This window comes from Psychrosphaera sp. HA2-10, assembly GCF_055693745.1.
On sequence record NZ_CM146341.1, the window covers coordinates 3,025,649 to 3,045,859 of the forward strand.

A 20,211-nucleotide genomic window follows, 5' to 3' on the forward strand; every position below is an offset into this window, starting at 1 on the left:
CATAAAGGATAACTATGAAATTACCTACTAAGCTCATCGTTTTAACGGTTCTATTCATCGGGTTTAGCTCATTTAATTTGTTAGCAAAAGTTAAAGTGGGTGAGCCATTGCCAGAGTTTGAATTGCCTCGTGTTGAAAATACTGTGCGAGTAAATACAAAAAGTCTTCTAGGAAAAGTAGTTTATGTAGATTTTTGGGCGAGCTGGTGTAAGCCGTGTATTGAATCATTCCCGAGGTTGAACACTCTTTATAACGAATATAATCAGCAAGGTTTTGAAATATTGGCTGTTAATTTAGATCAACGAAAACAGCTTGCCAGTGACTTTTTAGAGAAGTATCCGGTTGATTATATTAATACCTATGATGAGAATATGAAGGTCGGACGTATTTTTAACGTCAGCGTTATGCCTGTTGGTTACTTAATCGATCGGAAAGGTATCGTAAGGGCTATCCATCATGGTTTTAAACCAGGTGATGAAATTAAAATGGCCAAGGCAATTAAGATTTTGCTCAAAGATAAGAACGTTAACAGCGATTCGTAAAACGGCAATAAAAAAGCAGGCCTAAACCTGCTTTATCGTTTAATCAGTCATGCTTAACTGTGCTCGCCAACTTTAGTTGACACTCGCGTTGTTAGTATCAGCGTTATTACTATAAAGTGCTTCAACGTCAATTTTGTCAAACAGATACTGTTTTAAACAAAACTGACAAATAATTTCAATATCTCCGCGTTCTTCAACTAACGACAACGCATCTTCTTTAGTTAAACGTAAAATAGCATCTGCTGTTTTTTCACGGCTACATCCGCACTCATAAGTGACTTCTTGAGGTTCAAATAGTTGTGGGTTGTCTTCATGGTATAACCTGAATAACACCTGCTCTGGCGATAAGTGTAGTAACTCGTCATCAGTAATCGTGTTTGTAAGTGCTTCAAGGTGAGTAAAGTCTTCTTTCGCTCGCTCCTCGACAGGAAGAACTTGTAGCAACATACCTGCGGTCGTACACTTTGTTTCACCAATGTCAGTGGCTAACCATACACGAGTACGAAGTTGTTCAGATGTCTCAAAGTAGTTTTCAATACATTCAGCAAGTGTGTCTTTGTCAAGCGCCGCAACGCCTTGATATCTATCGGTACCTTTAGGTGCAATGGTAATGACCATATAGCCCGATCCAATAAGGTCGAGTAATGAGCCTTCATTAATATCGTCAGCAAATTTTGCAGACGCTCTCATTTGTTGATGATTATTGCCATTAACAACCGCATAACTCAATGGACCATCGCCTTGTAACTGAACACTAATCTCACCCTCAAATTTAAGCGTTGCCGTTAACAAACTGGTTGCGGCTAAAAGTTCACCTAAAATACGCTTAACAACATTTGGGTAGTCATGATTCTCTAACATCGCGCTGTATGAATCAGTAATTTGCACTAACTCACCTCTTACGTGAAACTTATCAAAAAGATAACGATGCAATAGGTCTTTTTTGTTTGAATCTGTCATGGTATTGATTACTCGAATAAATCTGAATTTTTAAGGTTTAGTAATGTACGGCGTTGTTTTTTATCTGGCTTAGTATCAGGTCTTGGTGATAAAGCAGCGCTAGACTGACGAGCTAATGCCTGCTTTTCTCTATTTTCGATACTTTGTTTGGTTTCTTCGTAAAGTGTTTGAGCAATACTAAAATTGCGACGTTTATCGCTAATCTCAAGTATTTTTACGACCTTTTCATCAAAGCCTTGGCGTATTTTCACTTCAGCGCCAACATCGATCGCTTTGGATGCTTTACATCTTTGTCCATTATAATGAACTTTTCCGCCATTAATCATGTCAGTAGCTATAGACCGAGTTTTAAAAAATCGTGCCGCCCAAAGCCATTTATCTAATCGAACTTTTGAATCTGTCATGGTATGTTTCAATTTAATTAAATGTGCCGAAAAAACGTCGCAAATTTATCATAAATAGTGATTTTAAACTACTTGAAAGGTTATACTGATTTTTTCGACATCTAGCACAAGCATTTTTAGTTTTAGTTTGATAGGGTATGGCGCCGCAATCAGTTAGAAGTTCATTACGAATTGCTTGGAGAATAATAATAAATGGAGTCGTCTCGCTTGTTAGAGCAACTCAGCCAAATTGGCCAAAAAATACCTCAGACAAAAGTCGCTAAAACATTAACTTTGTTGTTAGTGATTTATAGTGCCTATTTGGCAGCGATCACAGTGTGGAAATTTTTCGACGCACCAATAAACGCTGGAACGATATCTTTAGCCTCCAGTGCCAGTGGCCAGCAGACACAAAGCGCGTCAACGATCTCAATAGATTCATTACTAAAACTAAATTTATTTGGTAAAGAAGAGATAAAAAAAGAAGCGCCGAAACCAAAACCAGTAACGTCTAATGCGCCTAAAACTAGACTAAACCTAACCTTAACCGGCATTGTTGCTGACAATTCAAGCGAAGTGTCTGAAACGTCAGTCGCTATTATCGAGTATTCAGGTCGCCAAGCCACTTACGGTATCAATAATAAAATTGAGGGTACATCGGCAAAGGTCAGTCAAATATTATTAGACCGGGTTATCTTGTCCAACGGTGCCGGTTACGAGACATTAATGCTCGAGGGTATCGAATACTCCACTACCATTCCTGGTAGCGCCGCTGAACTAAACGACAATATCGATGTTGATGCAGTGGATGTTGGCCCCACTAGACCTCAATCTAAGAGTGGCTCGTCAGTAGATCGAAAGTATCAGGCTGAACGAGAACAAATTGATAAACGTGAAGATGACGAGCTAGCCGAGTCACTTCGCGAGCAAAGAGAACAACTGTTTGACGATCCAAAACAGTTAATGGACTTTATAAAAATAACTCCATATAAAGAAAATGGGGAGTTATTAGGATATCGGTTATCACCAGGCAATGACCCAAGTTTGTTTAATCAAGCGGGTTTAAAACAAAATGACTTGGCGATAAATATTAATGGTTATGATTTAACCGACATGCAACAAGCATTGTCGTTAATGAATGAATTGAAAGAACTCACGGAGGCAGATATAACTGTTATCCGCGACGATTCACCGATTCAAATAATGTTGGCGTTCTAAGGCCCTGGAGTTTATTTAAATGGGATTTTTTAGTAAATCTAATCACGTTAAATCAAAAGTAATGCGTTCGGCAAAAGTATCAGCATTTTCAGCAATTATTACGCTTGGTTTATTTTCTGCTGCTTGGGTAACACCTGTAGTGCAGGCAACACAGTATTCGCCTAATTTCAAAGGCACAGATATTAATGAATTTATCAATATCGTCGGCAAAATTTTACAAAAGACCATCATTATTGATCCGGCCGTAAGAGGTAAGGTAAATGTTCGCTCTTATGACTTATTAACCAAAGAGCAGTATTACCACTTTTTCCTAAATGTTTTACAAGTTTATGGTTACGCCGTCATCGATATGGGTAATGGTATTTTAAAAGTAATCAGGGCAAAAGATGTAAAAAGCTCACCAACACCGGTAGTAGGAGATGAATACCTTGGTGAAGGTGATGAAATGGTCACTCGAGTCGTTCAAGTTAAAAACGTGTCAGTACGAGAATTATCGCCTTTACTTCGCCAACTAAGCGACCAATCGGGAAGTGGTCACGTCGTGCATTATGAGCCTTCCAACGTAGTTATGGTTGTAGGATCGGTGGCCATGGTAAATCGTATGGTCGACATCATTAGTCGTGTGGATAGAGCCGGCGACCAAAAAGTTATAATTGTTAAACTTGAGTATGCATCAGCAAGTGAGATGGTGCGTATTGTAGAAAGCATTTACAAGTCAACTGCTGGTAATAAAGGGCAACCAGACTTTTTAGTGCCAAAAATTGTTGCGGACGACCGAACCAATAGCGTAATTGTAACGGGTGAACAAGAAGCAAGAGAGAAGGTGATTGAGTTGATTAAGCGCCTCGACTCTGAACTAGAAAGCACCGGCAATACCAAAGTTTACTATTTAAAATACGCAAACTCTGAAGAAGTTGTGAAAGTATTAACGGGCGTATCTGATTCTATTGCTGCAGACTCGCAAGGTGGAACAACAAATACCACGAATAAGCGCGCTCGAACGTCATCAACGCGTGACTATTCTATTCAAGCTCACCCAGATTCAAACTCTTTAGTAATTAACGCTGAGCCAGACATGATGCGTTCACTAGAGCAAATCATTCGTCAATTAGATGTGCGCCGCCAACAAGTATTAGTTGAAGCGATTATTGTTGAAGTGTTTGAGAGTGACGGTATCAACTTAGGTATCCAGTGGGGAAGCACGGATATAGGTTTTACTCAGTTTAATAATGGCGTTACACCAATCTCAAATATTGCTGGTGCTGCTTATCAAGCCCGTGATCAAGAAACAGAAAGTATTGTTAATGGTTTTGATGACAACGGTAATACAACACAAAACAAAGTTACCAAAACTGAACGTGGCGACTATTCAGGCTTAGCACAAGTGTTAGGTGGTATATCTGGATTTGCTACTGGCGTGGTAAATGGAGGTTGGGGCGCTGTTTTACAAGCGGTACGTAACGATACCAATACTAATATCTTAGCTACGCCTTCAATCACTACTATTGATAATGAAGAAGCATCAATCTTAGTAGGTTCAGAAATTGCGATATTAACTGGTTCTACGGCCAGTGCGAATAATGGCAATCCGTTCCAGAAAGTTGATCGAAAAGAAGTGGGTATCAAGCTAAAAGTAACCCCGCAAATTAATGAAGGCTCTGCCGTTCAGTTATTAATTGAACAAGAAGTGTCTAGCGTTAGTGGCGCGGTTGGCGTCGATGTTGGTATTAATAAGCGTTCTATCAAAACAAATGTATTGGCAGAAGACGGCGGTACTATTGTTATTGGTGGCTTGATAGATGAAGACGTACAAGAAAGCGTATCTAAAGTACCATTATTAGGTGACTTACCAATTTTAGGCCATCTATTCCGTTCAACTGGCACTACTAAGCGTAAGCGTAATCTGATGGTATTCATCCGCCCAAGAATTTTGCGTGACGGTGCATCAGCATCGGATATCAGCCAGCAAAAGTATAATTATATTCGTGCTGAGCAAATGAAACGTGATGACGATGGCATTGCACTAATGCCATTGACTAATCAGCCAGTATTACAAGAGTGGAATGAGACGTTAACGTTGCCGCCTAGTTTTAACGAGTATTTAGAGAGTCAAGAGCAAGGTGTTACTCCACCTACCGCGACAAAAAAGCAAGTGAAACCTGGCTCTGAAGAGTAATGACTATGCAGTTAGACTCCGAACTAGAAAAAGAAATTGCAGATACTGTGTCATTAGATGCTGAACAGGCAACATTAGCCGATGATGTCCCTGCAAATCAGCGTTTGCCATTTGGTTTTGCTCAGCGATTTGGTGTGATGATCGCTTACAGTGATTCAAACACAGAGCTCCTTATAAAAGCCGATACACCGATGTCAGCGCTTTTAGAGACAAGACGCCTAATTGGTCATCCATTGCCTTATCGGGTGATCACTGACAATGAGTTTGAAATTGCCATTGAACAAGCCTATCAGCGAAATGCATCTGAAACTCAGCAATTGATGGAAGATATAGGCAATGAAGTTGACTTATTTTCTATTGCCGATGAGTTGCCAGGTACAGAAGACCTGTTAGAAAGTGAAGATGATGCGCCTATTATCAAATTGATTAACGCAACTTTGTCTGAGGCTATCAAAGAAGGCGCTTCGGATATTCATATTGAGACCTTTGAAAAAGAATTAGTTATTCGATTTAGAGTCGACGGTGTGCTTCGTGAAGTTCTTAGTCCAAATCGAAAACTTGCTTCGTTGCTAGTATCTCGTATCAAAGTTATGGCGCAGTTGGATATCGCTGAAAAACGTATTCCGCAGGATGGCAGAATTTCGCTTCGAATCGCTGGTCGAGCGATAGACGTGCGTGTTTCGACTATGCCTTCCTCTTACGGCGAGCGTGTGGTAATGCGTTTATTAGATAAAAATAACGCCAGATTAAACTTAACCGATCTTGGTATGCATGAAGCAAATGAAAAACAATTTGCGGAACTACTAAGAAAGCCTCATGGCATCATTTTGGTTACGGGCCCTACAGGTTCAGGTAAAAGTACAACGCTTTACGCTGGGCTATCCGATATAAATAGTAAAGACCGCAACATTTTAACCGTTGAAGATCCGGTGGAATACGAATTACCTGGCATTGGACAAACGCAAGTTAACCCGAAAGTGGACATGACGTTTGCACGAGGTTTGCGCGCTATATTACGTCAAGATCCAGACGTGGTAATGATTGGTGAAATTCGAGACTTAGAAACCGCAGAAATCGCGGTACAAGCGAGTTTAACGGGTCACTTAGTAATATCGACATTACATACCAACACGGCATCGGGTGCAATCACTCGGATGGAAGATATGGGAATTGAGCCCTTTTTATTATCATCTAGTTTATTAGCCGTATTATCGCAACGACTTGTTCGTACACTTTGTAAAGAATGTAAATCTGAAGTCATTCCCGATGCCTCTGAGCTCAAACTATTAGGCTTAAATCAACAAGAAGCAGCGGACCGAGGAGTCACGATTTATCATCCAAAAGGATGTGATAAGTGTAATTTCAGCGGTTACCGTGGGCGTATTGGTATTCATGAAATGTTAGTTGTTGATGAACCAATCAGAGAGCTTATTCACAACGGACATGGCGAACAAGCAATTGAAAAGCATATTCGTAATTCGATACCAAGTATTCGCGACGACGGTATGGACAAGGTGCTTAAGGGCATTACCACTTTAGAAGAAGTGCTCAGAGTGACGCGCGAGGATAGCTAATGGCTGCATATGAGTACAAGGCACTAGATGCAAAAGGAAAAAGCAAAAAGGGCATAATCGAAGCAGATACTTCAAAACAAGTACGACAACAACTTCGTGAAAAAGGGTTGGTGCCATTAGAAATTGGTAAGGCAAGTCAAAAAGAGCAACAGTCTGCCGCTGGCTTTTCACTGCTTCAACCTACTATTTCAGCATCTGATTTAGCTTTAATTACGCGTCAATTAGCAACGTTAGTTGGTTCTGCTTTGACCATAGAATCTGCGTTGCTGGCGGTTGCCGAACAATGCGATAAGCCTAGGCTAAAACGTACTATAATGGCGATTCGTTCAAAAGTTGTAGAAGGCTACACCTTAGCCGACGGCATGAAAGAATTCCCACATATTTTTGATCATTTATTCCGTTCTATGGTCGCCGCAGGCGAGAAGTCGGGGCACTTAGATGAAGTGTTAAACCGGCTAGCCGATTACACCGAAAAACGACAAGCAACTAAGAGTCAGTTAACACAAGCAATGATTTATCCAATCATGTTGACCTTATTTGCTATTGGTATTGTGTCATTTTTATTAGCCTCAGTGGTGCCTCAAATTGTGGGGCAATTTGTCGACTCCGGCGCTGCACTGCCGGGAAGCACTCAATTGTTACTGGATTTAAGTGACTTTATTATCGATTATGGCGTATTTGTTCTGATTGCGGTTTTAGGTCTTTCAATCGTCGCTCAGCGTTTACTAAAGCAACCCGCAATTCGATTAAAATTTGATAAGTTTTTATTGAGTTTACCTTTAGTAGGCAGGGTAGTTTTAGGCGCTAATACAGCTCGTTTTGCTCGCACTTTAAGTATTTTGGCATCAAGTGCCGTACCAATTTTAGATGGCATGAAGATAGCGGGCCAAGTATTAACAAATAAGTATATTCAAAAGTGCGTTAAAGACGCGTCTGATGCAGTTAGAGAAGGCAGTTCGTTAAAGAACTCACTACAGCAAAGTAAAACGTTTCCACCTATGATGATTCACATGATAGGAAGTGGTGAAAAGTCTGGTGAGTTGGAACAAATGTTAGCGCGTGCAGCAGATAATCAAGATAACGAAATGGATGCGACTTTGAAGATTAGCCTTGGCTTGTTAACACCGCTAATAGTCTTAGTGATGGCTGGTATGGTCATGTTCATTTTAGTATCAATTTTGCAGCCAATTATGCAAATGAATAATTTAGTTGGTTTGTAACCTTTTTAGGTTAACCTAGTACAATAAGAAAACTGTTGGAGTATCCAGTGAAAAAGTTTCAAAAAACAAACGCAAATAAACAAACAGGCTTTACCTTGTTAGAAGTTATGATCGTAATTGCCATTTTAGGCATGATAGCCGGTCTAGTTGTACCAAATTTAATGGGTCAATCTGACGAAGCTAAATTGCAAAGTACAGCAATTGAAATTCGTAACTTAGAGTCGACTTTAGACATGTATAAGTTAAAAGGTGGCACCTATCCAACGACAGAACAGGGCCTTGAAGCACTGGTCACTAAACCGGAAATGGAGCCTATTCCTCGCAACTATCCAGCGAACGGTTATTTGAAAAAAGTCCCTGTGGATAAATGGGGTAACGAATATCAACTTGTTAGCCCTGGTGAAATGGGTCAATACGATTTGTTTTCAATGGGGCCAGACGGTGAAGCGGGTACAGAAGACGATATTGGTAACTGGAACGCCGACGAATACTTATAAATAATCGGCTAACCCACCAATAAAACTAGGAAGTGTAGAGGTGACCTCTAGATTTAAAAAAAACCAAGGATTCACGCTAATAGAACTCATGTTAGTTATTGTGATCATTGGTTATTTAGTATCGCTTGTGCGTTTTCCTAGTCTTGCACCAAATGCTTATGATTTGGTTGAAAAAGAATCTCAAAAGCTCACCGCACTTATTAATTTAGCGTCTGAGTATGCCGTAGTAAATAACCAGCAGCTTGGGCTTGCGGTATCTGATCAGCAATATGCGTTTTTAATCTATGATGGCGAAAAGTGGGCTCGAATAACGAAACGCCCCTTTGATACTGAACCCCTTAATGAAAACTTAATACTCACGTTGAAATTAGACGGTTTGCCATGGCAAGAAAAAAACTTATTAAGCGCTGTGCAACTCATAGATGAAGAGACCTTAAACGCCGAAACGGACCTCAGTGATGAGGAGAAAAAGTTGGCATTTCCTCAAATATTTATTCTTTCTTCTGGAGAAATATCATCATTTGAGATCGAACTTGAATTACCGACAATGGAAAACGACGCCATGTTTGTGATCCAAGGCTTGTTCACGGCGCCAGTGAAATTTTATGATCCACAAGCGCAGCGAGATATCGAACGATAATGACTAGGCGTATCAAACCAACCTTACATATAAAACCCAAAATGTCAGGGTTTACGCTAGTTGAAATGTTATTGGCACTAGCAATCTTTGCCTATGCAAGTGCCTCCATACTCGGCGTCATTAGCCAAAGTGCCAATAATGTTGGTCAATTACAGCAAATGACTTTTGCATCGTGGGTTGCACAAAACCGCTTAGTAGAGTTGCAGGTAGAAAAAGCCTGGCCACCACGACAAAATCAAAAAGGCGAGGCTAAAATGGCTGGCGTGACTTGGTTTTGGCGTCAAACCGTGGTTGAGACCGCTGACTCGAAAATGCGCTCCGTAACCGTTTCTGTGTATGAAACCGAAGATAGCGAAAATAGTATTTTTGACTTAGAGACTTATGTTGTTCATAACAAGGTAAGTGACAATGATTAGCGTTAGGAATCGTGGGTTTACTCTAATCGAAATGTTATTGTCATTAGCTATATTTGCCATGTTGGGTGTTGCCACTTATTCGGTGCTGAACACTACAATAACGGGTAAAGACCATATTGAAAGTCAAACCCAGCAACTCACAAATATTCAACGAGCGATGATGTTTATAGAAAACGACTTACAGCAAGTTGTTCAGCGTAAAATTCGTTTAAATGGTGAGCCGCCAATCGAACAGTATTTTATAGCACAGCCTTATTTACTCGACTCTGAAGAGCAAGGATTTGCCTTTATTAGGGATGGTTGGATTAATCCAGCAATGATATTACCTAGAAGTGAATTGCAAGCTGTCGGTTACCGAGTTTATGAAGGTAAATTACAACGTTTGTATTTTAACTTTGTTGATGCAGACACCGGTGAAGAGCCAAGAGTTCAAAATCTCATAGATGGCGTCAGTGATTTACGACTAAGTTACTTTTACGATAATCAATGGCAAGAAGATCTGCCAGATTCGGGTTTACCGACGTTAATCAAATTGGCATTTGTCACAGAAGCATTTGGTGATATTGAACGTATGTTTGCCTTTGTTGAGAAAACGGCTAACGTAACACCAATTCCATCTGGTGCTAATTCGGCAAATGATGATCTTGATTCATCAAATGATGATGACAATAAGGCGGAGCGTTAATTATGTATTCAGCGCATCGTGTTAATGTAAAAAAACAAAAAGGTATTGCACTTATCTCGGTGATGTTGATCGTCGCTTTGTGCGTAATTATTGCTTCTCAGCTAATGCAAACTCAACGACTTGGTATTGCCAGAGCTCAAAACTTATTCGATAGGCAACAGGCATTTCAGTATGCTAAAGGCTCAGAAAGTTTTGTTAAGATGTTATTATCGGCAACGTTAGAAGACGACGATGATGTTGTCCACTTAGGCCAGAGTTGGGCAACGGAAGGAATGGCGTTTCCTGTTAAGAACGGCGTGATACAAGGTCAGGTCATCGATTTATATAGTTGTTTAAATTTAAATGGTTTATGGCAACCAAATATGGATAAGACGCAGCAAAAGTATCGGCGAGATATTTTTGTTCGGTTACTAGATTCTTTAGAAGTAGAGTCGGATGTCAGTCTAGAAGATTTGGCAAACAACGTTTACGACTGGATTGACCCGGATGATTATGCAACAGAAGCCGGCGGTTATGACGGGGACATGTATGCCTCAATGGAGTTTCCATATTTAAGTGCAAATAGCGCATTAGCCCATGAAAACGAACTTAGAGTGATAGCAGGGTTTGATCCGTTAACACTGAACAAAATTAAAAAGTATGTATGTGCAATTCCGCAACATCATCAATTAGCCATTAATGTGAATACCATAAAAGAAAATGAGCCTGAGTTACTCATGGCAATGCTAAATATTGATGAGGCTACGGCACAAGAAATTATTGCAGAGCGACCTGACAAAGGGTTTACTGATATCAATGACTTTTGGGCATTAGCGCCAGTAAAGTCAATTAACAACATAGCTTCGGTAGATCGCAGTTTATTTACTGTCTCTAGCAGGTTTTTTAAACTTATAACAAATGCAACTTATAACGATGTCAAATTTGCATTAACAAGCCTCATCCAATTGGATGATCAGTATCAGGCTTGGGTAATTGGGCGTCGATTTGGAGGGGAAGTTGAGCGAAAAGCTAATCCTGAGGATGAGCAGCCAAAAGACTAGTCCGATCCCGTGGCTAGTTTGGTCTGATTCAAATAATGAAATAATTGTCTCTGGTGAATTACAGGGGCAAGCTGAACTGGACTCGTTGTCTCGTTATGCCCAAGGCCGTCAGGTTACCGTAATTGCTAACAGCGGTGATGTACGCCTTATTAGGCACATTACAACAATGAAGCCGACACGTCAGATCCTCAAAGCACTTCCTTTTATGTTGGAAGATGATTTAGCTGAAGATATTGATAAGTTGCACTTTGCTATCCAAGAAACCGGCTTTGATAAAGAACAACAGCAATACTTTGTTAACATTGCCGTGGTTAATAAAGCCACGTTAGGTGAGTGGTTGAGTGTTTTGTCTGAGCACGATATTGCAGTTCAGCATATATTGCCTGAGGTGCTGTGTTTACCACTATCAGACGAAGATTCACACCTCGCCTTAGTTGAGTTAGCTGGTGGGTATTTGATTCGTGAAGGTAAGTGGCAAGGCTGTTTCATAGAGAAAGATTGGTTAGCGTTATACGCTCAGCAGCTGTCGGATAAATCACTACATTACTTTAGTCCTCTACCTCAAATGTTGTTGGATGTGGCCGCCGATACAGATAAAAATTTAAATTTGATAGCAGAAGATCCTGAATTGCCAATGTTGCTGTTGGCTCAGCAAGCGGCAAAACAAAAATGGAATTTACTTCAAGGCGAATTTGCCCCGAAAAAACCAGTGAGTAAAGCGTGGTTAATTTGGCGACCTGTGATTGTGCTCGGTGGTGTGTTATTAGTTATTCAATTTGTGATGATGATTGCGCAGTGGCAACAAAATCAGTCTAGGTTAGAAACAGCTAAAACTGAATTGGTAGATATGTATCGCGCAGCATTTCCGAATGAAAAGCTACGAGTAAATTTATTAAAGCGTCAACTGCAGTCAAAGGTCAATGCAGTATCTGGTAACGTAAGTTCGGATGGTAATTTTGACTACTTAGCGGTAATGAATACGCTCACACCAATTTTTGAGTCATTCCAAAGTGTTAAGGTAGAAAATCTGCGGTTTGACGGTAAGCGCAGCGAACTTAGGTTAAGTGCGGTGGCGCCATCATTCCAAGATTTTGAGCGTTTTCGAGTCGCTATTTCTGAAACCGGCTTATTAGTAAATCCAGGCGCCGTGAATAACGAAGGCAATGTTGTTACAGGCTCGTTAAGCATTAAGGAGGCGAAATAATATGGCTGGAATTACCGATTTTAAACAAAAGTTAATCGCTTTATATCAGTCGAAATCACAAAGTGAACAACGCCTTATTTTATTATTAGGTATATGTTTTATTATTTTTATTTTGGCATCTACATACTCTTCGGTTGCCAATAATTTAGCTGATTCAAAGAAGAAACTCTCCAGTCAACAAGAGCTTAATGTTTGGGCAAAACAACAAATCGCCATCATTAAGCAGTCAGGACAAAACCCTTCTTCGATTGGTAATACATCGTCAATGACACAAGTTATTAACTCTACGGCACGTAAAAACCGAATTACTTTGGCTCGATTGCAACCACAAACTGCTGATAATGTAAAAGTAGGGCTGGATGACATTAACTTTAATCAGTTGATGGTCTGGCTTACGGAGCTAAAAAATAAGCATGGAATTCATGCAAGTAATATAGACATATCTAAATCGGATGTAGCGGGTGTTGTACGAGTAAGACGATTAGACTTGGAGCGTAATTGATGTCGTTTAAAAAGTTGTTAGTTCTGTTTATAGGGACTTTTATCGTTTTTTTAGTTTTATATACGCCAATTAGTATTATTGCTAAGTATATAGCAATACCTAACCACGTTGCCTTACAAAACCTGAAGGGCACACTTTGGTCTGGTAACGCTCAAGCTATTCAAGTCGATAAGTGGCAGTTTACAAATCTTACATGGGAAGTAAAAGTAGCAGACTTATTCACCGGAAAATTGTCCTATGAAATAAAGTTTGGTCAAGCCCGTAATGCACAGCAACTAAGTGGTAAGGCTAATATTTCATTAGGTTTCAGTACATTGTCATTATCGGATGTTGTCTTGCGAGCGCCAGCTAGTAGTATCCGTTCAGAGCTTCCTATTCCGACTAGTGAGCTAAATGGGCGTGTCATTTTAGAGTTAGACAACTATCAAGTTAGTTCCGTTAATGACCCATCACAGACTCAAATGATGTGTGATGAATTAAAAGGTGAACTACTGTGGACAAAAGCGGAAGTGATTTTTGGGCAGCCAATGTCGCTAGGGACAATAACGGCGCAACTAAGTTGTAACACAGGAGCCATCGTGGCTCAATTTGATGGCAATAACGAACTAGGTTTAGAAGGTGATGCAACCATAGTTTCACCAGAATCATTTAGTTTTCAAGGTTATGTAAAGCCATCAGAAAGTTTACCGCAAGATATTCACAAAGGAATAAGCATGTTCTCTCAAATAGACATGCAAGGGCGCTACCCTATAAAGCTCTAACTCCTACGCAAATAAAAACATAAAGTTGGCCGTACATCTGTGCGGCCTTTCTACATTGAACTATATTGAGACTAAGTCCGTAGAACAAAGAGTTCACACAGGATTTAGTGCATGATTTTAAATTTTATTTTATTTCAGACGATTTGGTTTGGTTGCATCTTCATTGGCAATAGTTTTGTGCCGGTTGGTGCTTTGCTGATAGCTTTTCACTTCTACAAGACTCACTTTTTAAAAAAGGATATGGTAATCATCGCATTATGCATCATCACCGGTTTGGTGCTTGATTCTTTGGTGATGGCTTATGGGGTCTTTTCATTTAATCACGGTATTGTTGTCGACTTCCTTATCCCTCCTTGGTTGGTCTTAATATGGGCGGCGTTTGGGATGACGTTAAATCATAGTTTGTCTTACTTTCAGCAAAAGCCTCTACTCGCTTTTGTTGGTGGGGCAATAAGTGGACCGCTATCTTATTTAGCTGGCGCAAGACTCGGTGCGATTGAAACGCCGAATGACTTCTGGTGGACGTTTTTTGTGTTTTCTATTATCTGGGGGCCGGTATTTTTACTGCTATCTCAGTGCTCAAAAAAATTAAACGAAAAGTTTGATTCAAATTTCACAGTAAAAAATGAGGCATAATCGATGTTAAAACTCAAAATTGCTAATACCGCCTTAGTGCTTGTAACGCTGACGTCGTTATTGCTTTTCTCACCAATTTTGCTTTCTAAAACCACAAACTTTGATTCAGTGACTTACTCGACAGAAAAAGGCCAGCTAACGTTATCAAATGGTGAGTCGTACAAATTGTCAGGAAAAGCGGAGTTTAGTTATTTATTTTGGGACGTGTATGACAGTTATCTATATAACCAGTCGGGTAAATTTGTGTCCAGCAAGAAATGGTATGAACAGGCACCTTTAGTGTTAGAAATTAGATATAAACGGGACATCAAAGCAAAAGACTTGGTAGATAGCACCGTTGAACAATGGCAGCATTTGAAGATCGCGGAGCAAGAATACCGGCCGTATGTAGGTTGGCTAAACGAGATTTGGCCAAATTTAAAAGAAGGTGATCGGTTAGCGCTTTATATGTTTTCAGACCGTAGCGTCTTCTTCTATAACAACCGTTTTTTAGCCGAGCATGAGGGTGGCGAGTTTGGCAAAATATTTTTAGATATTTGGCTGTCAGATGATACTTCTGAGCCGAAGTTGCGTAAGCAATTACTCTCTTATTAATAAAGGACTCTACGATGAAAAATTTTTTGTGTTCGATAGTAGCGAGTATGCTGTTACTAGGGTGTAGCACGAGTGTTGAAGACTACCAAAATACCAGTCCTAAGTTTGAGCTAGATACTTTTTTTGATGGCGAAGTAGTAGCTTGGGGAATGATCCAAGATTATAGCGATAAAGTTACTCGACGCTTTTGTGTTGAGATGACTGGTACTTGGAAAGATGCTGCTAATGGTAAATCCGGCGTTTTAGATGAATATTTTTATTATGATGATGGTGAAACTGACCGTCGAGTTTGGAAATTAGAGAAGAATAACCAAGGTATATATACCGGAACTGCTGGTGACGTTGACGGCGACGCGAGTGGCGAGGCAATCGGTTTTGCATTTAACTGGAAATATGACTTAAATCTAAATCTTGGCGATACAGAGTACACGTTTGCTATGGATGACTGGATGTATCAGTTAGATGAATATCGGTTAATGAATAAAACGGCCATGAAAAAGTTTGGCATTACCGTTGCTGATATAACGATATTTTTTGATAAAGAAAAACCATTACGCAGCTGTAACAAGTAGTGAGCTTCTATCGAATAGAAGACGCTAATGGTATTCCTTTAACGAATGGCTAATGTTGCGAAGAGCTAAGGTCGTTTAACTTAGCTGATATCGTTTAGTAAGGTGCGGTAGTCTGTAACGTTTACAAATCCATTAATAGGCACCGCGGCACGTTTGCTGTCTGGGTTTGCTACTGCCAATAGGTGTTGTATGCCAAACTCTTTAGCAGAGTGAAGAATGCGCTCTGAGTCATCTACAAACAGAGTCCGTGCTGGATCAAAGTTCAAGTACTGTTGCAGTTGTGTCCAGAGAGACTGGCTTTCTTTACTGGCGCCAAATTGATGACACGAGATCAGGTGATCTATGTGGCTATCAAGTTGAGTACGTTCGACTTTTAAACTCAATGAGTCTGGGTGTGCATTTGTGACTAAAACTACCTGTTTATTGGCATTTTTAAGTGCATCCAAAAACGGAATAGTATCTTCTCTTAGTTGGATAAGGTGTTGGATTTCTCGCTTTAGGTCCACAATGGGTAATTGCAGTTCACGTTGCCAATAATCTAAACAATACCATTCAAGCTGACCGTACACTGCGTCGTTTTGTTCTTTAAGGTACACCTTTGCTTGCTCTAAAGGCATGTCATGAACTTGAGCGTATGCTTTAGGTGTATGCTCTAGCCAAAAGTGGTTGTCAAAATGTAGGTCTAATAATGTGCCGTCCATATCAAGAAGTACGGTATCAATGTTCTGCCAATTAAGCATAGATTTCTAATTTTTAGTGGTTATAGTTAGATAATAAAATGATTCTAGCAGAAGGTAGTTATGGCAGGGAAAAAAATAAGCTCAATTTCAGAGTCTCCAAGTTTACCAAAGGTACATGGCAGTGAGCTGGTGGCACAAAGTAAGCTGTTTAAAATTGAACAGTTAGACTTAGAGTTTTCTAATGGAGAGAAGCGTCAATACGAAAGAATGAAAGGTTCAGGACGTGGCGCCGTTATGGTTGTTCCATGCTTGAACGATAATGAGTTTATGTTAGTACGTGAATATGCGGCCGGCATTCATAGTTATGAGCTTGGTTTTCCAAAGGGCTTAATTGACCCTGGAGAAACGCCTGAACAAGCTGCAAATAGAGAGTTAAAAGAAGAAATCGGCTACGGCGCAAAACGCTTTGTAAAGTTGAAAACTGTTTCTACAGCGCCAAGTTACTTTAGCGCTCAAATGCATATTTATGTTGCGTTCGATTTATACGAAGAGAGTCTCGTGGGTGATGAGCCAGAACCATTAGAAAAAGTCATTTGGAACTGGGACCACGCAGAACAATTATTAGAACACAAAGATTTTAATGAAGCTCGTTCTGTAGCGGCGTTGTTCTTAGCGCAGAAGCTGATAAAGTAATTAGAATTATCAGCTTTCCGTCAGTTTGCTCATTAAATCTGTAGTTGTGTTTAATTTATAATCAAACAAAGACTTTTAGGTTGTTTAATTAGGCGCTGGCAGATAAATTCTACTATTCTTTCAGAATTGAATGTTGCGGTCGGAATAGCCATGGAAACAGATCTCAAAAAACTAGTCGAAGACGTTAAAGATATTGCCATTAAAGCAGGCATCGCAATATTAGAATATTTTGAAGACGGTGATTTTGAGCAGTACGATAAATCCGATCATTCTCCGGTAACAAGCGCAGATTATGCCGCAAATGATATTGTTATCTCATCATTACAGTCCCTTACTCCAAATATCCCGATTATTTCTGAAGAAAGTGAAGGGTTAGTATTTAGTGACCGCAAACAGTGGGCTGAATATTGGCTTGTTGATCCACTTGATGGCACCCAAGAGTTTGTAGCCGGCCGTCCCGATTTCGCTGTTAATATCGCACTGATACAAAACAATAAACCTGTGTTAGGTGTTATTCATGCTCCGGTTACAGAAGACACTTACTGGGCTACTAAAGACCAAGGTGCGTTTAAGCAAACAAAGTCGTCAACGTCAAAGATCAGTGGTAATAAGATCGATACCGCTAAGCACTCTCTGACGGTTGCTATTAGTCGAGTTCAAAAATTAGATTCAATTACTAAGTACATTAGTGACGGTGTTGACTTAAGTTTTATTTCTCTTGGCAGCTGTGCATTAAAGTCTTGCTTGGTTGCTGAAGGTAAAGCGGATTTGTACATTCGAGTAGGCCCGACGGGAGAGTGGGATACTGGAGCGCCTCAAATCATTGTTGAAGAAGCTGGTGGGCGTATTATTGACTCGGAATTTAAACCTTTAAGCTATAACGAAAGAGAGTCATTTTTAAACCCGGACTTTATTGTTGCGGCAGACCAATCTTTGGATTGGTCAACTATGATCATCCCGCACGACTCACGTCGGGACTAAAAGTTTTAGCTGGCATCAGATTTACAGTTTCATGTAACTCCGAAAAAACCAATACAACCTCTCCGCTTTTTAACTGTTGCAGTAGCTGGTCTTTTTTATCATTAAACGAGACCTCGACTTCTCCGTAGTCAGTACCTTCTCGCATTATAAATTCTTCAATAATGCCCTCTAACGCTTCGTTACTAAGGTCTTTCCAAGGAATTATCATGCGAATGTGTGTCCAAATTTATTAAGTTGCTCTTGTTGAATAAACTCAATTGTTCGCTTTTCAGCCCAAAAAACTGGTTTCAAAGGGTTTAATCCTGAGATAAAACCTACATGGCCTCCAGATTTACTTAGTTCGAATCGAACCGCACTAGAGAGCATTTCTTCACTAGGGATAACCTCAGGGGTCATAAACGGGTCATCTGTTGCGTGAATAACTAACGTCGGGGTTGCTATTGAGCCCAAAAATTTATTTGCACTCGATTTTGCATAATAGTCAGCTGCACTTTCAAAACCATTAATTGGCGCGGTAACAGCTTCGTCAAACTCAGTAAGTATTTTGATTTCATCTAACTGTTCGGCAGATACTTTTACTGGAAAACGCTCTTTCATGAGCGCAAGCTTGTCTTTGGTTTTATTTCTTAACTTATCTACTAAATACTTTTGATATACGGTCGAAAAGCCTTGCCCAATTGCGTGAGCGCACAGTGACAAATCCAGTGGCGCAGAAATGACAATACCGCCCGATAATACCGACTTCTCACCTTCTTCACCTAAATACTTTGCGAGCATATTTCCGCCTAGTGAAAAGCCAACACTATATAGCGGATTAGTAGGAAACTTTTTGTTTACGTATTTTATCAACTCAGATACGTCTTCGGTTTGACCGGAGTGATAAGTTTTTGCCAAGCGGTTTTGTTTCTTACCACAACCACGAAATTGCATAAGTAAGCCAACCCAACCTTTTTGATGGATGGCATTCATCATTCGCTTTGCATAAAAGCTGTCAAAAGAGCCTTCTAAGCCATGGAGAACGACCACAATAGGTGTATTTTCATTGATATAAGCAGGTGACTGACTCCAGATAAGCTCTACGAAGTCACCATCTGATAAAGCAAACTCTTGCTCAAAAGGTTTAAAAGTATTTGGGACAGAATAAAACCTAGGCACAATTGTCTGTAAATGGCGATTATTAAGCCACCATGCAGGTTTAAATGTCGATTTGATTATCATGCAATCCTCATTTTACAGCCTCACCATGAGGGCGAACAATTCTATTGTATTGTACCTATACAGTTCAAGTTTAAAACCGGTTTAGTTATTTATAGCCGGTTCTTTTTGGTAAGTGAATACCTGCTAACATACAGCGTACTGAACCACCCGCATATTCAATTGCGCTTACATCAAAAGGTAAGAGGTTTACTCGACTTGAAAGTGTATGTTGTTGTTCATTGGTTAATGCGTTAAACGCCGTATTTGACAGCGCTAAGTATTTTTTTTGACCGCAAGATAATTCTAAGGCATTACCGCAGTATTGTTCTATTTGTTGCTCACTAAGATGAATTACTATTTTATCGGTGGATTCAACAGCCTCAAGAACAATAGAGCGTTGTTCTGGGTCTTTGATCATCTCGGTCGCCAATAGCACGTAATCGCTGCCTACAGTCATAATCACATTGGTGTGATACACAGGTGTACCATCTTTGTTTGCCGCATCAAACAGGACTGGGCGATATGAGAATTGTTGGCAAAACTCATAAAACAGTTGATCAGAACACCGGTTGGAACGAACGGCGAAGGCAATGCGAGCCGAGTGATCAAAGACCATCGCGCCAGTACCTTCTAAAAACCGAGCTTGATGTTCATTTGGTGAGTAATCAATAATCTGGTTTACTTGATATTTAGATATCAGATGCTGGATTATATCTGGACGCCGTTCTAAGCGTCTATTTTCAGGGAACATGGCATAAATTGCTATCTTTCCGTCAGCGTGAGTAGAAAACCAGTTATTGGGAAATACAGAGTCAGGGGTAGAGGTACCTGTGTCGTCAAATAAGTTAACGTCTATTCCATGTGCTACTAGTTTCGCTACCATGTCAGTCACTTGCTGATAGGCTAATGTCGTTAGCGAGACATCATTATTTGCTTCACTTTGAAAGCTATTATCAGCTGCAGTTTGTGGATTTGGCTGGAAATGGTGTGGCCTAATCATAACCACTGAACTTGGTGCTTGGCTCATGATGTTACCTATT

Annotated in this window: 24 protein-coding genes; 18 read left to right on the forward strand and 6 right to left on the reverse strand. The window is 40.1% G+C overall.

What is annotated here, in order from left to right:
* The first annotated feature begins 14 nt into the window (after nucleotides 1-14).
* On the forward strand, nucleotides 15-542 hold the full coding sequence (locus tag ACZ1GV_RS13745) for a TlpA family protein disulfide reductase (RefSeq protein WP_472674661.1): 528 nt from the start codon (nucleotides 15-17) through the stop codon (nucleotides 540-542).
* 72 nt (nucleotides 543-614) lie between these two features.
* On the opposite strand, the gene hslO is transcribed toward ACZ1GV_RS13745, so the two are convergent.
* Both hslO and hslR read right to left on the reverse strand, forming a co-directional pair.
* Nucleotides 615-1,502, reverse strand: a complete 888-nt coding sequence (hslO, locus tag ACZ1GV_RS13750; protein ID WP_472674662.1) for an Hsp33 family molecular chaperone HslO — start codon at nucleotides 1,500-1,502, stop codon at nucleotides 615-617.
* An 8-nt stretch (nucleotides 1,503-1,510) separates the two neighbouring features.
* Nucleotides 1,511-1,906: a ribosome-associated heat shock protein Hsp15 gene (hslR, locus tag ACZ1GV_RS13755; RefSeq protein WP_472674663.1), complete on the reverse strand. Its 396-nt coding sequence runs from the start codon at nucleotides 1,904-1,906 to the stop codon at nucleotides 1,511-1,513.
* Between the two features lie 192 nt (nucleotides 1,907-2,098).
* Between hslR and gspC the strand changes: the two genes are divergently transcribed.
* The 15 genes from gspC (at nucleotide 2,099) to ACZ1GV_RS13830 (ending at nucleotide 15,620) form a co-directional block, all read left to right on the forward strand.
* The gene (gene gspC, locus ACZ1GV_RS13760; RefSeq protein ID WP_472674664.1) at nucleotides 2,099-3,103 is read left to right on the forward strand and encodes a type II secretion system protein GspC; all 1,005 of its coding nucleotides are present in this window, start codon (nucleotides 2,099-2,101) and stop codon (nucleotides 3,101-3,103) included.
* Nucleotides 3,104-3,164: 61 nt separating this feature from the next.
* Complete coding sequence (gene gspD, locus ACZ1GV_RS13765; RefSeq protein ID WP_472675904.1) at nucleotides 3,165-5,279, forward strand: type II secretion system secretin GspD; 2,115 nt, start codon at nucleotides 3,165-3,167, stop codon at nucleotides 5,277-5,279.
* A 5-nt stretch (nucleotides 5,280-5,284) separates the two neighbouring features.
* Entirely contained in the window at nucleotides 5,285-6,853 is a 1,569-nt protein-coding gene (gspE, locus tag ACZ1GV_RS13770) for a type II secretion system ATPase GspE (RefSeq protein WP_472674665.1), read from the forward strand.
* Nucleotides 6,853-8,073, forward strand: coding sequence for a type II secretion system inner membrane protein GspF (gspF, locus tag ACZ1GV_RS13775; RefSeq protein WP_472674666.1), 1,221 nt, complete (start codon nucleotides 6,853-6,855; stop codon nucleotides 8,071-8,073). Before gspE ends, gspF begins: the two co-directional genes overlap by 1 nt.
* Nucleotides 8,074-8,120: 47 nt before the next feature.
* Complete coding sequence (gene gspG, locus ACZ1GV_RS13780; RefSeq protein ID WP_472674667.1) at nucleotides 8,121-8,570, forward strand: type II secretion system major pseudopilin GspG; 450 nt, start codon at nucleotides 8,121-8,123, stop codon at nucleotides 8,568-8,570.
* A gap of 40 nt (nucleotides 8,571-8,610) precedes the next feature.
* Nucleotides 8,611-9,210, forward strand: a complete 600-nt coding sequence (gspH, locus tag ACZ1GV_RS13785; RefSeq protein ID WP_472674668.1) for a type II secretion system minor pseudopilin GspH — start codon at nucleotides 8,611-8,613, stop codon at nucleotides 9,208-9,210.
* Entirely contained in the window at nucleotides 9,210-9,626 is a 417-nt protein-coding gene (gene gspI / locus ACZ1GV_RS13790) for a type II secretion system minor pseudopilin GspI (RefSeq protein WP_472674669.1), read from the forward strand. The genes gspH and gspI overlap by 1 nt, the downstream gene beginning before the upstream one ends.
* On the forward strand, nucleotides 9,619-10,311 hold the full coding sequence (gene gspJ / locus ACZ1GV_RS13795; RefSeq protein ID WP_472674670.1) for a type II secretion system minor pseudopilin GspJ: 693 nt from the start codon (nucleotides 9,619-9,621) through the stop codon (nucleotides 10,309-10,311). The genes gspI and gspJ overlap by 8 nt, the downstream gene beginning before the upstream one ends.
* 2 nt (nucleotides 10,312-10,313) lie before the next feature.
* Complete coding sequence (gspK, locus tag ACZ1GV_RS13800) at nucleotides 10,314-11,351, forward strand: type II secretion system minor pseudopilin GspK (RefSeq protein ID WP_472674671.1); 1,038 nt, start codon at nucleotides 10,314-10,316, stop codon at nucleotides 11,349-11,351.
* A complete protein-coding gene (gene gspL, locus ACZ1GV_RS13805) occupies nucleotides 11,332-12,555 on the forward strand; it encodes a type II secretion system protein GspL (protein ID WP_472674672.1) in 1,224 nt (407 codons plus the stop codon). Before gspK ends, gspL begins: the two co-directional genes overlap by 20 nt.
* Before the next feature lies 1 nt (nucleotide 12,556).
* Nucleotides 12,557-13,057 carry a type II secretion system protein GspM gene (gene gspM / locus ACZ1GV_RS13810; RefSeq protein WP_472674673.1) on the forward strand — a complete coding sequence of 167 codons (501 nt, stop codon included), beginning with the start codon at nucleotides 12,557-12,559 and terminating at the stop codon, nucleotides 13,055-13,057.
* Nucleotides 13,057-13,818 carry a type II secretion system protein N gene (locus ACZ1GV_RS13815; RefSeq protein ID WP_472674674.1) on the forward strand — a complete coding sequence of 254 codons (762 nt, stop codon included), beginning with the start codon at nucleotides 13,057-13,059 and terminating at the stop codon, nucleotides 13,816-13,818. The genes gspM and ACZ1GV_RS13815 overlap by 1 nt, the downstream gene beginning before the upstream one ends.
* A 111-nt stretch (nucleotides 13,819-13,929) precedes the next feature.
* Entirely contained in the window at nucleotides 13,930-14,454 is a 525-nt protein-coding gene (locus ACZ1GV_RS13820; protein WP_472674675.1) for a DUF2878 domain-containing protein, read from the forward strand.
* Between the two features lie 3 nt (nucleotides 14,455-14,457).
* A complete protein-coding gene (locus tag ACZ1GV_RS13825) occupies nucleotides 14,458-15,048 on the forward strand; it encodes a chalcone isomerase family protein (protein ID WP_472674676.1) in 591 nt (196 codons plus the stop codon).
* Between the two features lie 14 nt (nucleotides 15,049-15,062).
* Nucleotides 15,063-15,620 carry a DUF3833 domain-containing protein gene (locus ACZ1GV_RS13830; protein WP_472674677.1) on the forward strand — a complete coding sequence of 186 codons (558 nt, stop codon included), beginning with the start codon at nucleotides 15,063-15,065 and terminating at the stop codon, nucleotides 15,618-15,620.
* A gap of 80 nt (nucleotides 15,621-15,700) precedes the next feature.
* Here the strand turns inward: ACZ1GV_RS13830 and yrfG are convergent, their stop codons facing one another.
* Complete coding sequence (yrfG, locus tag ACZ1GV_RS13835) at nucleotides 15,701-16,360, reverse strand: GMP/IMP nucleotidase (protein WP_472674678.1); 660 nt, start codon at nucleotides 16,358-16,360, stop codon at nucleotides 15,701-15,703.
* Nucleotides 16,361-16,420: 60 nt separating this feature from the next.
* Between yrfG and nudE the strand changes: the two genes are divergently transcribed.
* Both nudE and cysQ read left to right on the forward strand, forming a co-directional pair.
* Entirely contained in the window at nucleotides 16,421-16,993 is a 573-nt protein-coding gene (gene nudE / locus ACZ1GV_RS13840) for an ADP compounds hydrolase NudE (protein ID WP_472674679.1), read from the forward strand.
* A gap of 150 nt (nucleotides 16,994-17,143) precedes the next feature.
* Nucleotides 17,144-17,974 carry a 3'(2'),5'-bisphosphate nucleotidase CysQ gene (gene cysQ, locus ACZ1GV_RS13845; RefSeq protein ID WP_472674681.1) on the forward strand — a complete coding sequence of 277 codons (831 nt, stop codon included), beginning with the start codon at nucleotides 17,144-17,146 and terminating at the stop codon, nucleotides 17,972-17,974.
* Here the strand turns inward: cysQ and ACZ1GV_RS13850 are convergent.
* The 3 genes from ACZ1GV_RS13850 to ctlX all read right to left on the reverse strand — a co-directional run bounded on the left by ACZ1GV_RS13850 (nucleotide 17,946) and on the right by ctlX (nucleotide 20,198).
* Entirely contained in the window at nucleotides 17,946-18,182 is a 237-nt protein-coding gene (locus ACZ1GV_RS13850) for a YheU family protein (protein ID WP_472674682.1), read from the reverse strand. The two genes, cysQ and ACZ1GV_RS13850, sit on opposite strands and share 29 nt — an antisense overlap.
* Nucleotides 18,179-19,192 (reverse strand): hydrolase, encoded by a 1,014-nt coding sequence (locus ACZ1GV_RS13855; RefSeq protein ID WP_472674683.1) that lies wholly within the window; start codon nucleotides 19,190-19,192, stop codon nucleotides 18,179-18,181. The genes ACZ1GV_RS13850 and ACZ1GV_RS13855 overlap by 4 nt, the downstream gene beginning before the upstream one ends.
* An 85-nt stretch (nucleotides 19,193-19,277) precedes the next feature.
* A complete protein-coding gene (gene ctlX / locus ACZ1GV_RS13860) occupies nucleotides 19,278-20,198 on the reverse strand; it encodes a citrulline utilization hydrolase CtlX (protein WP_472674684.1) in 921 nt (306 codons plus the stop codon).
* Nucleotides 20,199-20,211: the final 13 nt, after the last annotated feature.